Source organism: Dactylosporangium sp. NPDC051087 (assembly GCF_055586325.1).
In genome coordinates, this window is the sequence record NZ_JBVJIJ010000005.1 from 296,692 (window position 1) to 312,273 (window position 15,582).

Here is a 15,582-nt window from a genome sequence, read left to right on the forward strand (position 1 = left end):
TCGGATCACGCGGGAACGGGGGAGACGGTGCGGACGATGCCGGCGATGCGCTCGGCGGCCTCGCGGGCGACCTCCAGGGTGGCCGCCTCGACCATGACCCGGACGAGCTGCTCGGTGCCCGAGGGCCGCAGCAGGACCCGGCCGGCGCCGCCGAGCTCCGCCTCGACCTGCTTCGCGGCGTCGAGGACCTGGGCGGCCTTCGCGGCCGCGGCCCGGTCGCCGACGGGCACGTTGATCAGGACCTGCGGCAGGCGCCGCACCACGGCGGCGAGGTCGGCGAGCGTTCGGCCGGTGCCAGTCATACGGCCCATGAGGTGCAGGGCGGTCAGGACGCCGTCGCCGGTGGTCGCGAACGCCGGCATGACGATGTGGCCGCTCTGCTCGCCGCCGAGGGCCAGGCCCTTCGCGCGGAGCTCGTCGAGGACGTAGCGGTCGCCGACGCGGGTCTCCAGCAGCCGGATCCCGGCGTCGGCCATGGCGATCTTCAGGCCGAGGTTGCTCATGACGGTCGCGACGAGCGTGTCGTCCTTGAGCAGGCCACCGTCGCGCATCGCGAGGGCGAGGACGGCCATGATCTGGTCGCCGTCGACCTCGGCGCCGTCGGCGGTGACGGCGAGGCACCGGTCGGCGTCGCCGTCGTGCGCGATGCCGAGGTCGGCGCCGTGCTCGACCACGGCGGCGCGGAGCTGGTCGAGGTGGTTGGAGCCGCAGTCCTCGTTGATGTTGAGGCCGTCGGGGTCCGCGTTGATCGCGATGACGTGCGCGCCGGCCCGGCGGTACGCCTCGGGAGCGGCGGACGACGCGGCGCCGTTCGCGCAGTCGACGACGACCTTCAGCTCGACGAGCGGGCCGGGCAGCGACGTCAGCAGATGCCGGACGTAGCGGTCCTCACCGTCGGCGAGGTCGGTGACGCGGCCGACGCCGGCGCCGGTGGGCCGGGTCTTGCTGCCCTCGGTGATGAGCCGCTCGATCTCGTCCTCGACGTCGTCGGGGAGCTTGTGACCGCCGGCGGCGAACAGCTTGATCCCGTTGTCGGGCATCGGGTTGTGCGAGGCGGACAGCATCACGCCGATGTCGGCGTCCAGGACGCCGGTGAGGTACGCAACGGCCGGGGTGGGCAGGACACCGACCCGGACGACGTTGGCGCCGGCGCTGGTGAGCCCGGCGACGACGGCCGCTTCGAGCATCTCGCCGCTGGCCCGCGGGTCGCGGCCGACGACCGCGAGGGGGGCGTGGGAGTGGTCCCGTTCGAACAGCGCCTGGGTCGCGGCGATGGCCACGGCCATGGCCAGCTCGGGAGTCAGGTCGGCGTTGGCGCGTCCGCGGACGCCGTCGGTGCCGAAGAGTCGCCCCACTGCGATACCTCCGTTGAGCTTTAGGCCGCGAACGCAAATCGGCCGGGTACACCTCCAGGGTGCACCCGGCCGAGAAGCTTTTTTAGCGCTTCGAGTACTGCGGGGCCTTGCGGGCCTTCTTCAGACCGTACTTCTTGCGCTCGGTGGCGCGGGCGTCCCGGGTGAGGAAGCCGGCCTTCTTGAGCGCCGGGCGGTCATCGGGGTCGTTCTCGATGAGCGCGCGGGCGATCGCGAGGCGCAGGCCGCCGGCCTGGCCGGTGGTGCCGCCGCCACGCAGGTTGGCGAAGACGTCGAACTGCTCGAGCTTCTCGACGATGACCAGCGGCTCCTTGACGGACTGCTGGTGGACCTTGCTGGGGAAGTAGTTCTCCAGCTCACGGCCGTTGAGGAGGAACTTGCCGGTGCCGGGGACCAGGCGGACCCGGACGATGGCCTCCTTGCGGCGGCCAACGGTCTGGATCGGCTGGCCGGCGCGGCGGGAACGGGTCGGAACCTTGGCCGTCGTCTCAACGGCGGGGGTCTCGACGGTGGCGACAGCAGCGGCGGCCGGCTCAGCGGCCTCGGTGTCGATGGTCTCGACGGTCTCGTCGGTCACGCTCAGTCCTTCGTCCGCGCTCACTGCGCGATCTGCTTGATCTCGAACGGCTGGGGCAGCTGCGCGGCGTGCGGGTGCTCGGCGCCCGCGTAGACCTTCAGCTTGCGGATCTGCCGGGCACCGAGGCGGTTGTGCGGGAGCATGCCCTTGACGGCCAGCTCGATCGCGCGCTCCGGGTTCTTGGTCAGCAGCTCCTCGTAGCCGACCGCCTTGAGGCCACCCGGGAAGCCCGAGTGCCGGTAGGCGACCTTGGTCTGCCGCTTGTTGCCGGTCAGCGCCACCTTGCCGGCGTTGATCACGATGACGAAGTCGCCGGTGTCCACGTGCGGGGCGAACGTCGGCTTGTGCTTGCCGCGCAGCAGCGTGGCGGCGTGCGTGGCCAGACGGCCGAGCACGACGTCCGACGCGTCGATGACGTGCCACACGCGCTCGATCTCACCCGGCTTCGGGCTGTACGTACCCACAGGTCTACCTTGTCTTCCACGTCGTCGGTTCTGGGGTGCGCTCTCATGGCGGCGCTAAGGGGCGCACGACCACCTAGCGTACCCGAACGAGGGGGACGCCTTGTCATCGCACAACAGCGGTCCACGATACCGGGCCGCTGTTGTGCGGTCAAAACGGCCCCTCAGACACCTTCCAGCCGGTCGGGTGACTTGCGCAGGTAGACGAACCAGGTGACGGCGAAGCAGACGGCGTAGAAGGCGAGGAACGCGATGTAGGCGCCGTCGCCCGTCTTGTACGCGAGGAAGGACTGCCGGAACGCGAGGTTGACCAGGACGCCGCCGGCCGCGCCGATCGCCCCGGCCACGCCGATGAGTGCCGTGGCGAGCCGTCGGGACTGGTTCTCGTCGCTGGGGAACTTCGCCCGGAAGATCGCCGGGATCATCTTGTACGTCGAGCCGTTGCCGATGCCGCTGAAGATGAACAGGCAGATGAAGCCGGTCAGGAACAGCGGAAGGGAGTGCTGCCGCGACGCGACGAGCACACCGGTCGCGCCGAGCGCCATGCCGACGAAGTTCCAGAAGGTGATCTTCGCCCCGCCGAAGCGGTCGGCGAGCAGGCCGCCGACTGGGCGGATGAGCGAGCCGAGCAGCGGGCCCAGGAAGGTGAGGTAGGCCGCCTTCACCGGGGTGTCGAAGTCGGTCTTGAACTGCACCAGGAGCACCTGGCCGAACGCGAAGCCGAAGCCGATGAAGGATCCGAAGGTGCCGATGTACAGCAGGGACATGATCCACGCGTGCCGGTCCTTGATGACGTCGCGCATGGCCCGCCGGTCGTTCGAGGCGTGCGTGAGGTTGTCCATGTAGACGGCGGCGAGCGCGGCCGCGATGACGATCAGCGGCAGGTAGATCAGGATGATGAGCCGCGGGTGGGCCGCGCCGGCGGTGGCGAGCACGAGCAGGCCGACGAGCTGCACGGCGGGGACGCCGATGTTGCCGCCACCGGCGTTGATGCCGAGGGCCCAGCCCTTGAGCCGCTGCGGGTAGAAGGCGTTGATGTTCGCCATCGAGGAGGCGAAGTTGCCGCCGCCGACGCCGGCGACCGACGCGACGAGCAGCAGGGTGGTGAAGGAGACACCGGGCTCCAGCACGATGCCGGCCAGGACGCTCGGGACCAGCAGCATCAGGGCGCTGAAAATGGTCCAGTTCCGGCCGCCGAAGGTGGCGACCGCGAAGGTGTAGGGCAGCCGCAGCACCGCGCCGACGAGCGTGGGGGCACTGGTGAGCAGGAACTTCTGCGCCGGGTCGAAGCCGTACTGCGGGCCGAGGAAGAGCACGAAGACCGACCAGAGGCTCCAGATGGAGAAGCCGATGTGCTCCGACAGGATGGAGACGACGAGGTTGCGGCGGGCGATCTTCGCGCCGCCGTCCTCCCAGAAGGTGCGGTCTTCGGGCCGCCAGTCGGTGATCCAGCGGCCGCGGCGGGGGCGCGGGGGCTGCGCGCCCGGCTCGGTGGTTTCCACGGCGAGAGTCATGGTGGGCAAGGTATGGGCGCCACGTTTCCATCCCTCGCACCGGTTCTTGTCCTCGCCGCAACGTTTCCCCCACGGCGGCGGCCGCCCGGTTGTGAGATCCGGGCGGCCGCCGTGGTGCGCTGCCTCAGGCCTTCGTGAAGGTCCAGGTGCCGGTGTCGGGGCCGCCCTGCGGCGGGCCGAGCTTGAGGGTGCTGCCGCCGGAGCAGTCGTAGCTGCTCTTCTTCAGGACGGGCTGGGCGTCGACCGCGCCGCCGGTGTCGGCGGTGCCGGTGCCGGCGAAGTCCGCGATGGAGGTCTTGTCGGCGACCCGGACCGCCGCGGGGCTGGTCAGGTCGACGGTGACGGTGAGGGTGCTGAAGTCGACGGTGCCGGTCGGCTCCCAGGTGCCGGTGGCCGCGGTCGGGGTCTTGACCGTGCCGTTGACCTTGCCGCCGTAGCCGAAGCTGCCCTTCACGTCGCCGCCGGCGACGGTGAACGCGAACGTGACCGGCTGCATCGAGCCGAAGTCGACCTGGGCCTTGCCGGCCGAGTCGATCGTCAGCAGGGTGCCGCCGCCACCGCCGAAGGTGCCGGTGACCGGCCCGCTGAGCTTGCCGTCGAGCCCGGTGGCCTTCCAGGTGCCGACCAGGCACGGCGCCGCGGCGCCGGTCTCGGACGTGCCGGCCGGGGCACCGGACGTGGTCGCCGCCGAGGCGCCGGCCGAGGTCTTGCCGCTGGCGCCGGCGCTGGGGGTGCCGGCGCCGTCGCTGCACCCGGCGAGCCCCATGCCGAGCGCCGTCATGGCCACGATGGTGACCTTGGCGGTCGAGCGCATCTGGTTCCTCCTCATATCGGGGTCCGTTACTGTCTACCCCCGCGAGCAGATCGCCGAACCTTATCCCGGGGGTTGTGACACACCGTTCACCTGCACTGATAGATCGATCACCGTCGACGCAGTGCGGTAACTTCCCGCTCACCTGCCGTGTGAGGCGCTCTTAGCAGGCGTGAAACATTCGGGACTTTGGAGCGAAACCGCCCGGCGGCAGCCTTTTGGCCATGTCCGAAGCGGTCGCCATCGCAAGCTCGCCACCCGGCGTCATGCCGGTGTCCGGCGGTAACAGCGCCGAAACCATGTCGCCATGCCCGCGCAACGGCGGTGTCCGGTGAAGGTCGTCGTCGTCGGCCACGGCATGGTCGGGCACCGGTTCGTGGAGGCGCTGCGCGCCCGCGACACCGCGGACGCCTGGGAGATCACCGTCCTCGCCGAGGAGGACCGGTCCGCGTACGACCGGGTGCGGCTGTCGGCGTTCTTCGACGGCGCGTCCGCGGCGGACCTCACGTACGACGTACCGGACGGCGTCGACCTGCACCTCGGCGAGCCGGCCCTGACGATCGACCGGGCCGCGCGCAAGGTCACCACCGCCCGCGGCATGTACTCCTACGACGCTTTGGTGCTCGCGACGGGCTCGTCGGCGTTCGTCCCGCCGATCACCGGCGTCGACCAGACCGGCGTGTTCGTCTACCGGACCCTGGACGACCTGGAGGCCATCCGGGCGCACGCCGAGGGCAGGGAGGTCGGCGCGGTCATCGGCGGCGGCCTGCTCGGCCTGGAGGCGGCGAACGCGCTGCGCCTGCTGGGCCTGCGCACGCACGTGATCGAGTTCGCGCCGCGGCTGATGCCGGTGCAGGTGGACGAGGCCGGCGGCGCGGTCCTGCGCAAGTACGTCGAGGACCTCGGCGTCCGGGTGCACCTGGGCGCGGCGACCACCGCGATCCGCCCGACGAAGGCCGTCAACGGCACCCTCGCGCTGACGCTGTCCGACGGCGCGCACATCCCGGCGGACATCGTCGTGGTGGCCGCCGGGATCCGGCCGCGCGACGAGCTGGCCCGCGCGATGGGCCTCGCCACGGGGGCGCGCGGCGGGGTGGTCGTCGACGCCGGCTGCCGGACCGACGACCCGGCCGTGTACGCGATCGGCGAGTGCGCGGAGATCGACGGCCGCTGCTACGGGCTGGTCGCGCCCGGCTACGCGATGGCGGAGATCGTCGCGGACCGGCTCCTCGGCGGCGACGCGTCGTTCCCCGGCGCGGACACGTCGACGAAGCTGAAGCTGCTCGGCGTCGACGTGGCCAGCTTCGGCGACGCGCTGCGCACCGACCTGCTCGACGTCGTCTACCTCGACCCGTCCCGCGGCACGTACGCGAAGCTGGTCCTCTCCGACGACGCGCAGACCCTGCTCGGCGGCATCCTCGTCGGCGACGCCAGCGCCTACCCGACGCTGCGGGCCAGCGTCGGCGGTCCCTTGCCGGCGTCGCCGCTCGCGCTGCTGGCCGGGGACGCACCCCGGGCCGCGCTGTCCGAGGACGCCCAGATCTGCTCCTGCAACGCGGTCACGAAGGGCCAGGTCACCGCGGCGATCCACGAGCAGGGCTGCACCGACGTGGCCGCGCTGAAGGCGTGCACCCGCGCCGGCACCAGCTGCGGCTCGTGCGTGCCGCTGCTCAAGCAGCTCCTGGCCGAGGGCGGGGTGACCGCCAGCAAGGCGCTGTGCGAGCACTTCACCCAGTCGCGCGCCGAGCTGTTCGACATCATCCGGGTCCGGGACATCCGCACGTTCTCGCAGCTCGTCGCCGAGCACGGCACCGGGCGCGGCTGCGACATCTGCAAGCCGACGGTCGCCTCGATCCTCGCGTCGCTGCACAACGACTACGTCCTGGACGGCGAGCAGGCGGCGCTGCAGGACACCAACGACCACTTCCTCGCCAACATCCAGCGCAACGGCACCTACTCGGTGATCCCGCGCATCCCCGGCGGGGAGATCACGCCCGACAAGCTGATCGTGATCGGCGAGGTCGCCCGCGACTTCAACCTGTACACGAAGATCACCGGTGGGCAGCGCATCGACCTGCTCGGCGCCCGGGTGGAGCAGCTGCCGGCGATCTGGCACCGGCTCGTCGAGGCGGGCTTCGAGTCCGGGCACGCCTATGGCAAGGCCCTGCGGACCGTGAAGTCCTGCGTCGGTTCGACCTGGTGCCGGTACGGCGTGCAGGACTCCGTCGGACTCGCCGTCGAGCTGGAGCTGCGGTACCGCGGGCTGCGCGCGCCGCACAAGCTCAAGTCCGCCGTGTCCGGCTGCGCCCGCGAGTGCGCCGAGGCCAAGGGCAAGGACTTCGGCATCATCGCCACCGACAACGGCTGGAACCTCTACGTCGGCGGCAACGGCGGCTTCCGCCCCCGGCACGCCGACCTGCTCGCCGCGGACCTCACGACCGGGGAGCTGATCACGCTCGTCGACCGGTTCCTGATGTTCTACATCCGCACCGCGGACCGGCTGCAGCGCACGTCGGCGTGGATCGAGGCGATGGAGGGCGGCCTGGACTACCTGCGGGCCGTCGTCGTCGAGGACTCCCTCGGAATCGCCGCCGAGCTCGACACCATGATGGCCCACCACGTCGGCTCCTACGTCGACGAGTGGCAGGCCACGATCAACGACCCGGAGCGCCTCGCCCGGTTCGTGTCGTTCGTCAACGCCCCGGACACCCCGGACCCGACGATCTCGTTCGCTTCCGAACGCGGTCAGCCCGTTCCTGTCGTCCTTGGAGTGCGCTCATGAAGTGGACCGTGGTCTGCCCGTACCCCCGACTCGAACCGGAACGCGGGGTCGCCGCCCTGGTCGACGGGGCGCAGGTGGCACTGTTCCGGGTGTACGACGGCGACGTGCACGCCATCGGCAACCTCGACCCGATCTCCGGCGCGGCGGTGCTGTCCCGCGGCATCGTGGGCAGCCGCGGCGAGGTGCCGACGGTCGCCTCACCGATGCACAAGCAGGTGTTCGACCTGCGCAGCGGCGAGTGCCTGGACCAGCCCGGGGTCCGCGTGCCGGTGTACCCGGTCCGCGTCCGCGACGGCGTCGTCGAAGTGGCTGTCACGTGAGCGGGCCGGAGCGCAGCGGAGGGCCGCTCACCATGGGCGCAGTGCTCGGCTCAGGCCGGCGCCGGAGCGCAGCGGAGGTGACGGCGTGAGCGCGAGCAGCATTTTGGAGTCCAGACCCATGTCCGGTGAGGATCTTCCGCTGGCGGGGTTCACGGTCGCGGTGACCGCGGACCGGCGCCGCGACGAGCTCAGCGCGCTGCTGGAGCGCCGTGGCGCCCGGGTCGTGCTCGCGCCGGCGCTGCGGATCGTGCCCGTCGCCGACGACACCGAGCTGAAGGCCGCGACCGTGTCGTGCGTCGAGATCCCGCCGGAGATCGTGATCGCGACGACCGGCATCGGCCTGCGCGGCTGGATCGAGGCGGCGGAGGGCTGGGGGCTCGGCGAGTCGCTGCGGTCCCGGCTCGCCGACGCGTACCTGATCGCCCGCGGCCCGAAGGCGAAGGGCGCGGTCCGCGCCGCCGGCATGATCGAGGCCTGGTCCCCGGACACCGAGAGCTGCGACGAGGTCCTCGACTTCCTGCTCGGCGGCGGCTTCCCGGGCGGGATCGCCGGCCGGCGGATCGCGCTGCAGCTGCACGGCGAGCCGCACCCGGAGTTCACGACCGCGTTGCGTGACGCCGGGGCGATCGTCGTGGAGATCCCCGTGTACCGGTGGGCGCCGCCCGTCGATCCCGCGCCCCTGCGGCGGCTGGTCGACCTGATCTGCTCGCGGCTCGTCGACTCGGTGACGTTCACGTCCGCGCCGGCGGTCAGCTCGCTGCTGCGGGTCGCCGGCGCCGAGGCACCCGACGTCCTGGAGGCGCTGCGGACCGACGTCCTCGCCGCGTGTGTGGGCCCGGTGACGGCGGCGCCGCTGAAGCGCCTCGGCGTGCCCGTCGCGGCACCGCAGCGGGCCCGGCTCGGCGCGCTGGTGCGCATCCTCGTCGACGAGCTGCCGAAGCGGGCTCCCACGCTGCACGTCGCGGGCGCCGCGGTCACGCTGCGCGGGCACGCCGCGATCATCGACGGCACGCTCAAGCCCCTGGCCCCCGGCCCGATGGCGGTGCTGCGGGCGCTCGCCGCGTCGCCCGGGCGGGTCCTGTCCCGGGCGGCGCTGCTGCGCGAGCTCCCCCGCGGCGCCGACGAGCACGCGGTCGAGATGGCCGTCGCCCGGCTGCGGGCCGCGCTCGGCGGTCCCGCCTTCGTGCAGACCGTGGTCAAGCGTGGCTACCGGCTGCGGGTGGACTGACCACAGAACCGGGGGTGGCCGGTTACTGCAGGTAGTGCTCGACCTCGGCGACGCCGTGCGCCTCGACCTGGTCGGGGGCGACACCCTGCAGCTTCGCGGCCCGGCGGCGGCGCAGCAGGTCCCAGAGCTGGTCGAGCTGCTCCTCGATGGCGCGGAGCCGCTCGTGCTCCTCGTCCTCGGTGATCTTGCCGGCCTGCAGCTGGGTCCTCAGCTTGTGCTCGTCGTCCACAAGCGCCGAGATGTGGTGGATCAACGTCTTCTCGTCCATGCCGCAATCATGCCCGCTTCCCTTGAGGCGGCGCCGCGATCGTGCCCGCTTCCCCGGTGACCACCGCGGGGTACTACCGCAGGGTGAGCGACGACCAGCCGAACTGGTCGATCGGCCCGGTGCCGGCGCCGATCCGCCACTCCGACGCGTCGCTGATCGCCCGGCCGACGAAGCCCTTCGACCAGGTGACCGCCTCGACCGGGTCGTCGCCGAACGCGAGCCGCGCCGCGACCGCCGTCGCGAACGTCGCGCCGCTGCCGTCGGTGTTGCGGCTCGTCACCCGCGGGCTGTGCAGGAGCCGGGCGGATCCTTCGGCCCAGATCACGTCGATCGCGTCGTCGCCGACCATGAAGTCACCCCCGGTGATCACCACGTACCGCGGGCCGCCCGCCGACAGCTGCGCCGCCGCCTTCGCCATGTCCGCGGGTGTGACGACCTCCCACCCGACGAGCAGCGACGCCTCCTCCCGGTTGGGGGTGGCGACCAACGCGTGCGGCAGCAGCCGCTCCAGCGCGGCGGCGAGGCCCTTGCGGGACCCGCCGCCGGTGGTCTGCAGGACCGGGTCGACGACGAGGTTCGGCAGCGCCCCCGACCTGGCCCGGGCGGCGACCGCGATCGCCGTGTCCGGGTTGGGGAACATGCCGGTCTTCACGGCGGTGACGGGCAGATCCTCCAGGACGCTGCCGAGCTGCCCCGACACGACGGTCGTCGGCTGCGGGTACACGTCGGTGGTGCCGCGCGTGTTCCGCGACACCACCGCGGTCACGACCGACGCCCCGTGCATCCGCATCGCGGCGAGGGTGCGCAGGTCAGCCTGGATTCCGGAACCACCGGACGAGTCGGACGCGCCGACGGTGAGCACAACAGCAGGATCCACCCGCCCATGTGAGCACCCGGTGACGCACCGCCACGGACACGGCGTCCGTCAGCCGCGCCCTTCCCACACCGGCTCGGGCACCTCGACGACCTCACCGTCCGCGCGGAACAGCACGAAACGGTCGAACGACCGGCTGAACCAGCGGTCGTGCGTCACCGCGATCACGGTCCCGTCGAAGCTGCGCAGCCCCTCCTCCAGGGCCTCGGCGCTGGCCAGGTCGAGGTTGTCGGTCGGCTCGTCGAGCAGCAGCAGCGTCGCCCCGGACAGCTCCAGCAGCAGCACCAGGAACCTGGCCTGCTGCCCGCCGGACAGCGTGCCGAAGCGCTGGTCGGCCTGCGCCGCCAGCTCGTACCGCGACAGCGCCGGCATCGCCTGCGGCCTCGGCAGCCCGGAGCGCCAGTCGTCGCCCCGCCAGAGGATCTCCACCAGGGTCTTGTCGAGCAGCTCGGGACGGTCGTGGGTCTGCGAGAAGTGCCCCGGCCGCACCCGCGCGCCGAGCCGGACCTGGCCGCCGTGCGCGACCGGCGTGATCTCGACCCCGATCGGGGTCTGCGTCGGGTCCGGGTCGGTGCCGCCGCGCGCGAGGAGCCGCAGGAAGTGCGACTTGCCGGTGCCGTTGCCGCCGAGGACCGCGACCCGGTCGCCGTACCAGATCTCCAGGTCGAAGGGGTAGGTCAGCCCGTCGAGCTCCAACTGCTCGCACATGACGGCGCGTTTGCCGGTGCGGCCGCCGGACAGCCGCATCCGGATGTCCTGGTCCTTCGGCGGCGTGGGCGGAGGACCCGCCTCCTCGAACTTCTTCAGCCGGGTCTGCGCCGCCTGGTAGCGCGACGCGAGCCCGTCGTTGAAGGCGGCCTTCGTCTTGTACATGAGGACGAGGTCCTTGAGCTTCTGATGCTCCTCGTCCCAGCGGCGGCGCAGCTCGTCGAGGCGTTCGTGGCGGGCGACCCGCGCCTCGTGCCAGGACGCGAACCCACCCGGATGCACCCACGCCGAGCCGCCCTCGACCGCCACGACCCGGTCCGCGGACCTGGCGAGGAGCTCACGGTCGTGCGACACGTAGAGGACCGACTTCGGCGACTCGCGCAGCCGCTCCTCCAGCCAGCGCTTCCCCGGTACGTCCAGGAAGTTGTCCGGCTCGTCGAGCAGCAGGACCTCGTCGTCGCCGCGCAGCAGCAGCTCCAGCGCGAAGCGTTTCTGCTGCCCGCCGGACAGGGTGCGCACCGGCCGGTCGCGGGTCTCGTCCCAGGGCTTGTTCAGCGCGGCGACGCTGACGGTGTCGAAGAGGACCTCGGCGTCGTACCCGCCGGCCTCACCCCATGCGGCGAGGGCGTTCGCGTACCGCAGCTGCGCCTTCTCGGTGCCCTCGGCGTGCATCGCGAGCTCGGCCTGATGCAGGCGCTCCCCCGCTTTGGCGAGGCCGGCCGGGGCTAGCTGGAGCGCCAGGTCGTACAGCGTCCGGTCGTCGCCGATCATGCCGATGAACTGGCGCATCACCCCCAGCCCACCGGACCGGGCGATCGCGCCCTCCCGCACCGGCAGGTCGCCGGCCACCATCTTCAGCAAGGTCGTCTTGCCCGCGCCGTTCGGCCCGACGAGCGCGACCTTGGCGCCCTCACCGACCCGGAACGACACCTCGGCGAAGAGCTCCCGGCCATCCGCGAGGGTGTGCCCGACCCCTGCCACGTCCACGTATCCCACGAGTCAGGAATTCTGCGCGTCGTTCGGCCCGGCGTCGCCCGCTTTTCGGACCTTGAAGATCCGGAAGCCCTTGTGGTTGGCGTGCCGCTCGGCGCTGAAACCCTGCTCCTCGATCCACCGCTGGAGCGAGTCGGCGCCGAGGTTCTTGGCCACGACCAGCCACGCAGTGCCGTCCGGGGTGAGTCGCGGCAGCCAGCGCAGCAGCAGCGCGTGCAGCTCCGGCTTGCCGATCCGGATCGGCGGGTTGGACCAGATCTGCGCGAACCCGACAGTCTCCGGCACGTCGCCGGGCAGCGCGGTGACCACGTTCGGGCCGGTGTTCGCCGCGGTGAGCTCCAGCGCCCGCTGGTTCACGTCGACCGCGTAGATCGTCGCGTCCGGAGCGCGCCGGGACAGGACCGTCGCGATGGGCCCGTACCCGCAACCGAGGTCCAGGAGGTTGCCGGTCGTCGCCCTGTCCGGCAGCGGCGCGCGCTGCAGCAGCACCGACGTGCCGGGGTCCAGCCTGCTGGCCGAGAACACGCCGCCCGTCGCGACCAGGCGGAACTCCTGGTCATCGACGGTGAACACGACGTCGTGCCGCGCCGTAGCCGCTGCGGGCTCGGCGGTGAAGTAGTGCTCGCCGGACACGATGCCCCTCCCTTGACCGGTGCCGCAACGCATTGTCCCCAAGCAGGTGAACGGCCCTGCTCGCGGCCCACTCGTTCGGATTGTGCGAAACATCGCCGACAAGCCACCACCCAGGACGGTCGGCTACCCTGTGCGACATGACTTCTGGGAACGAGCAGCGCCGCAAGCGGCGCTCCGACTCGTTCCGCCGGGACGAGGCGGACGAGGCCGACAACTGGTTGGCCGGGCTCCGCGGCAGCGGACCGGACCCGTTCAGCGCTCCGCCGCCGCCCGCGTATGACGAGCCGGCCTTCGACGACCTCCGTGGCGGCCGGGGCGGTCGTTCGCGTCCTGACGATTCGCCGAGCGGGGTGTTCCGGGGTCTCCAGGGCTCCCGGGACGACTCGCCGAGCGGGACGTTCCGCGGGCCGCGTGACGACTCCCCCAGCGGCTCGTTCAGGGCGTCGGCGCCGCCTCCGGGTGACGGTCGCCGCCGGCCGCCGGGCGAGGACTCGCCGAGCGGGGTGTTCAGAGGCCCCCAGGGCCCGGAGGGCCCCCGGGGTCCCCAGGGCTCCCGGGGCTCCCGGGGTTCCCGGGACGACTCGCCCAGCGGGACGTTCCGCGGGCCGCGTGACGACTCCCCCAGCGGCTCGTTCAGGTCTCCCCAGGAGTCGCCCAGCGGCTCGTTCAGGTCTCCCCAGGAGTCGCCCAGCGGCTCGTTCAGGGCACCGCAGGAATCCCCGAGCGGTTCCTTCAGGGCGCCGCAGGAGTCGCCGAGCGGGACGTTCCGGCCGTTGCGCGAGGGTGACGCCGGTGGCGCGTTCCGCCCTGTCCGCGACGAGCCGCCCGCGGGTCCCCGGGCCGGGCGGGGTGACTCGCCGAGCGGGGTGTTCGGCCGTCCGGGCCCACCGCCGCCGGCACGCGCCGCGATCGAGCCGCCACCGCCCGTCGAGACCACCGAGTCGCGCGGCGGGCGGCGCAGGGCGCGCACCGACGACGAGCCGACCGGCAGCGGCCGGCGCGCCGCGGAAGGTCGCCCTTCGGAGTCGTACGGTCACGGACCCGCCCTCGAGCCCATCATCAAGCCACTCGCGGACTACACGCCGCCCGGGGCCACGACCGAGCCGCCGCCGCTCGTGCCGATCTTCCCGACGATGCGGCCCGACAGCAGCCCGACCAGCGGCGGCACCACCGGCCGCCGGGCCCGCCGCGCGGCCGAGGAGGCCGAGAACACGTCGACGGGCGCCCGCCGCCGGTTCGACGAGCCGGCCGGCGGCTCCGGCAGCGCACAGGACGACACGGGCCCTGGACGCCGATCCCGCGGCGCTGACACCACCGGGGGCCGGCGGTCCCGCGCCGCCGAGGACCCGGCCGCGTTCCGGCGCGACGACACCGGCACGTCCCGGCGGGGTCGCGGCGGCTTCGAGCCGGCCGGTCCTGACACGGGCGTGGGACGGCAGCGTTCCGGCCCCGGCGTCGTCGGTGGTCCCGCCACGGGCTCCGGCTTCGGTCCTTCCACCGGGTCTGGCTATGACGTCCCCGCCGGCCCCGGCTCCGGTGCCGCGGGGGGACGCGACTCCTCCGGCCGGCGGGACGCTTTCGGCGGGCCGGGCTCGCAGAGCAACACGGGTTCGGGACGCCGCGGCGGCTTCTACACCGGCGCCCCCGACGACACCACCGGCCCGCGCCGCGACGACACTTCCGGTCTCCGCCGGGACGACACTTCCGGTCTCCGCCGGGACGACACGGGTGCGCTGCGCCGGGACGACACCTCCGGGCTACGCCGTGACGACCTTCCCGGGCCGCGGCGGGACGACACCGGGTCGCTCCGCCGGGACGAGCTCGCGGGCCTGCGCCGCGACGAGACCTCCGGGCTCCGTCGCGACGACACCGGGACCGGGCGGCGCGGGCGCGGGTTCGACGACGGACCGGCCAGGCGCGACGACACCGGGACGGCGCGGCGGCGCGGGTTCGAGCCCACCGGTCCCGGCTTCGACCGGACCGGCGCGGGCTACGAGCCGGCGAGCGCCGCGTTCGAGGCGAGCGGCACCGCCACCCGGCGGCGGCCACCGTCGGACGAGGCACCGCACCAGCGGCGCCCGCTCGACGACGGCCTGCCGTTCGACGAGCCGTCGACCACCAGCGGCCGCCGCGGGCGGGGGCGGGCCAGCGACGAGTACACCACCGGCGGGACCCAGCGGTCGTTGCAGAAGCAACCGGGCAAGTCGCAGGGCGGCCGGCCGTCGGGACGCCCCGACAACCGGCGCCCGGGCAACGCCCGCACCGGCGCCGACGCGGGCCGGGTCGAGCACCGCCCGCACCGCTGGATCGCCGCGCTCAGCGTCATCGGCGTGGTCGTCCTGCTCGCCGCGTGCGGGCTGGGCTCCTGGTTCATCTTCAAGGACGAGAAGAACGGGCCCGAGTCGGCCCGCTCCAGCACCCCGGCCGGCCCGAAGAAGCGCGACATCAGCAGCCGCCAGGTGGACCCCAACCCGCTCACCGAGGCCGAGGTCTTCCCGCAGAACAGCATCATCGCGGTCCCGGACGAGCCGCCGTACCTGATCCTCAAGACGCAGGCGTCGCCCGACTGCAAGACCGCGGCGACCGACGAACTGGCCACGCTGCTGGCCGGCGCCGGCTGCTCCGAGGTCGTGCGGGCGACGATGAAGAACCCCAGCGAGGAATACCTGATCACCGCCGGGATCTTCAACCTCGACACCGAGAAGGCGGCCGCGACCGCGTTCGACGGCGTCAAGCCCATCGTCGACGGGCAGAAGGGCCGCTTCGCCGGGATGAGTGTCGGCGCGGGCACCGGCACCGACGCGATCGTCCGCGCGCCCACCCAGCTCGGCTGGAACTACCGCGGCCACTTCATCGCGTTCGTCGTGATCGCCAGGGTCGACGGGAAGGACTTCGCGCCCGACGACCCGTACCCGAACCAGATCACGTACGACATCGTCGAGACCTACCTGGAGAACGGCATCATCGGCAACCGCGCGATCATCCAGCCGGAGGCCACCCCCGCCGCGTCCCTGCCAGGCTCAGCTCCGCCCAGCTAGCA

13 protein-coding genes are annotated in these 15,582 nt (G+C 72.7%); 4 read left to right on the forward strand and 9 right to left on the reverse strand.

What is annotated here, in order from left to right:
* Positions 1–5 precede the first annotated feature (5 nt).
* The 5 genes from glmM to ACZ6TV_RS12420 form a co-directional block, all read right to left on the reverse strand.
* Positions 6–1,355: a phosphoglucosamine mutase gene (gene glmM, locus ACZ6TV_RS12400; protein WP_465297233.1), complete on the reverse strand. Its 1,350-nt coding sequence runs from the start codon at positions 1,353–1,355 to the stop codon at positions 6–8.
* Positions 1,356–1,437: 82 nt separating this feature from the next.
* Positions 1,438–1,950, reverse strand: a complete 513-nt coding sequence (gene rpsI, locus ACZ6TV_RS12405) for a 30S ribosomal protein S9 (protein ID WP_465297234.1) — start codon at positions 1,948–1,950, stop codon at positions 1,438–1,440.
* A 20-nt stretch (positions 1,951–1,970) separates the two neighbouring features.
* Complete coding sequence (rplM, locus tag ACZ6TV_RS12410; protein ID WP_203845113.1) at positions 1,971–2,414, reverse strand: 50S ribosomal protein L13; 444 nt, start codon at positions 2,412–2,414, stop codon at positions 1,971–1,973.
* A gap of 161 nt (positions 2,415–2,575) precedes the next feature.
* On the reverse strand, positions 2,576–3,925 hold the full coding sequence (locus tag ACZ6TV_RS12415; RefSeq protein WP_465297235.1) for a nitrate/nitrite transporter: 1,350 nt from the start codon (positions 3,923–3,925) through the stop codon (positions 2,576–2,578).
* A 124-nt stretch (positions 3,926–4,049) separates the two neighbouring features.
* The gene (locus ACZ6TV_RS12420; RefSeq protein WP_465297236.1) at positions 4,050–4,739 is read right to left on the reverse strand and encodes a hypothetical protein; all 690 of its coding nucleotides are present in this window, start codon (positions 4,737–4,739) and stop codon (positions 4,050–4,052) included.
* Between the two features lie 304 nt (positions 4,740–5,043).
* On the opposite strand from ACZ6TV_RS12420, the gene nirB reads away from it, so the two are divergent.
* From nirB to ACZ6TV_RS12435, 3 genes are all read left to right on the forward strand, one after another.
* Positions 5,044–7,518 carry a nitrite reductase large subunit NirB gene (nirB, locus tag ACZ6TV_RS12425; RefSeq protein ID WP_465297237.1) on the forward strand — a complete coding sequence of 825 codons (2,475 nt, stop codon included), beginning with the start codon at positions 5,044–5,046 and terminating at the stop codon, positions 7,516–7,518.
* On the forward strand, positions 7,515–7,838 hold the full coding sequence (gene nirD / locus ACZ6TV_RS12430) for a nitrite reductase small subunit NirD (protein WP_465297238.1): 324 nt from the start codon (positions 7,515–7,517) through the stop codon (positions 7,836–7,838). The genes nirB and nirD overlap by 4 nt, the downstream gene beginning before the upstream one ends.
* Before the next feature lie 118 nt (positions 7,839–7,956).
* Complete coding sequence (locus ACZ6TV_RS12435; protein ID WP_465297345.1) at positions 7,957–9,066, forward strand: uroporphyrinogen-III synthase; 1,110 nt, start codon at positions 7,957–7,959, stop codon at positions 9,064–9,066.
* Between the two features lie 22 nt (positions 9,067–9,088).
* Here ACZ6TV_RS12435 and ACZ6TV_RS12440 read toward each other — a convergent pair whose 3' ends face one another.
* The 4 genes from ACZ6TV_RS12440 to ACZ6TV_RS12455 all read right to left on the reverse strand — a co-directional run bounded on the left by ACZ6TV_RS12440 (position 9,089) and on the right by ACZ6TV_RS12455 (position 12,542).
* Positions 9,089–9,334 (reverse strand): DUF2630 family protein, encoded by a 246-nt coding sequence (locus tag ACZ6TV_RS12440; RefSeq protein ID WP_465297239.1) that lies wholly within the window; start codon positions 9,332–9,334, stop codon positions 9,089–9,091.
* Between the two features lie 73 nt (positions 9,335–9,407).
* The gene (gene thiD / locus ACZ6TV_RS12445; RefSeq protein WP_465297240.1) at positions 9,408–10,211 is read right to left on the reverse strand and encodes a bifunctional hydroxymethylpyrimidine kinase/phosphomethylpyrimidine kinase; all 804 of its coding nucleotides are present in this window, start codon (positions 10,209–10,211) and stop codon (positions 9,408–9,410) included.
* Positions 10,212–10,259: 48 nt separating this feature from the next.
* On the reverse strand, positions 10,260–11,912 hold the full coding sequence (locus ACZ6TV_RS12450; protein ID WP_465297241.1) for an ABC-F family ATP-binding cassette domain-containing protein: 1,653 nt from the start codon (positions 11,910–11,912) through the stop codon (positions 10,260–10,262).
* Positions 11,913–11,915: 3 nt separating this feature from the next.
* A complete protein-coding gene (locus ACZ6TV_RS12455; protein ID WP_465297242.1) occupies positions 11,916–12,542 on the reverse strand; it encodes a class I SAM-dependent methyltransferase in 627 nt (208 codons plus the stop codon).
* Positions 12,543–12,679: 137 nt separating this feature from the next.
* Between ACZ6TV_RS12455 and ACZ6TV_RS12460 the strand changes: the two genes are divergently transcribed.
* Positions 12,680–15,580: a hypothetical protein gene (locus ACZ6TV_RS12460; RefSeq protein WP_465297243.1), complete on the forward strand. Its 2,901-nt coding sequence runs from the start codon at positions 12,680–12,682 to the stop codon at positions 15,578–15,580.
* Positions 15,581–15,582: the final 2 nt, after the last annotated feature.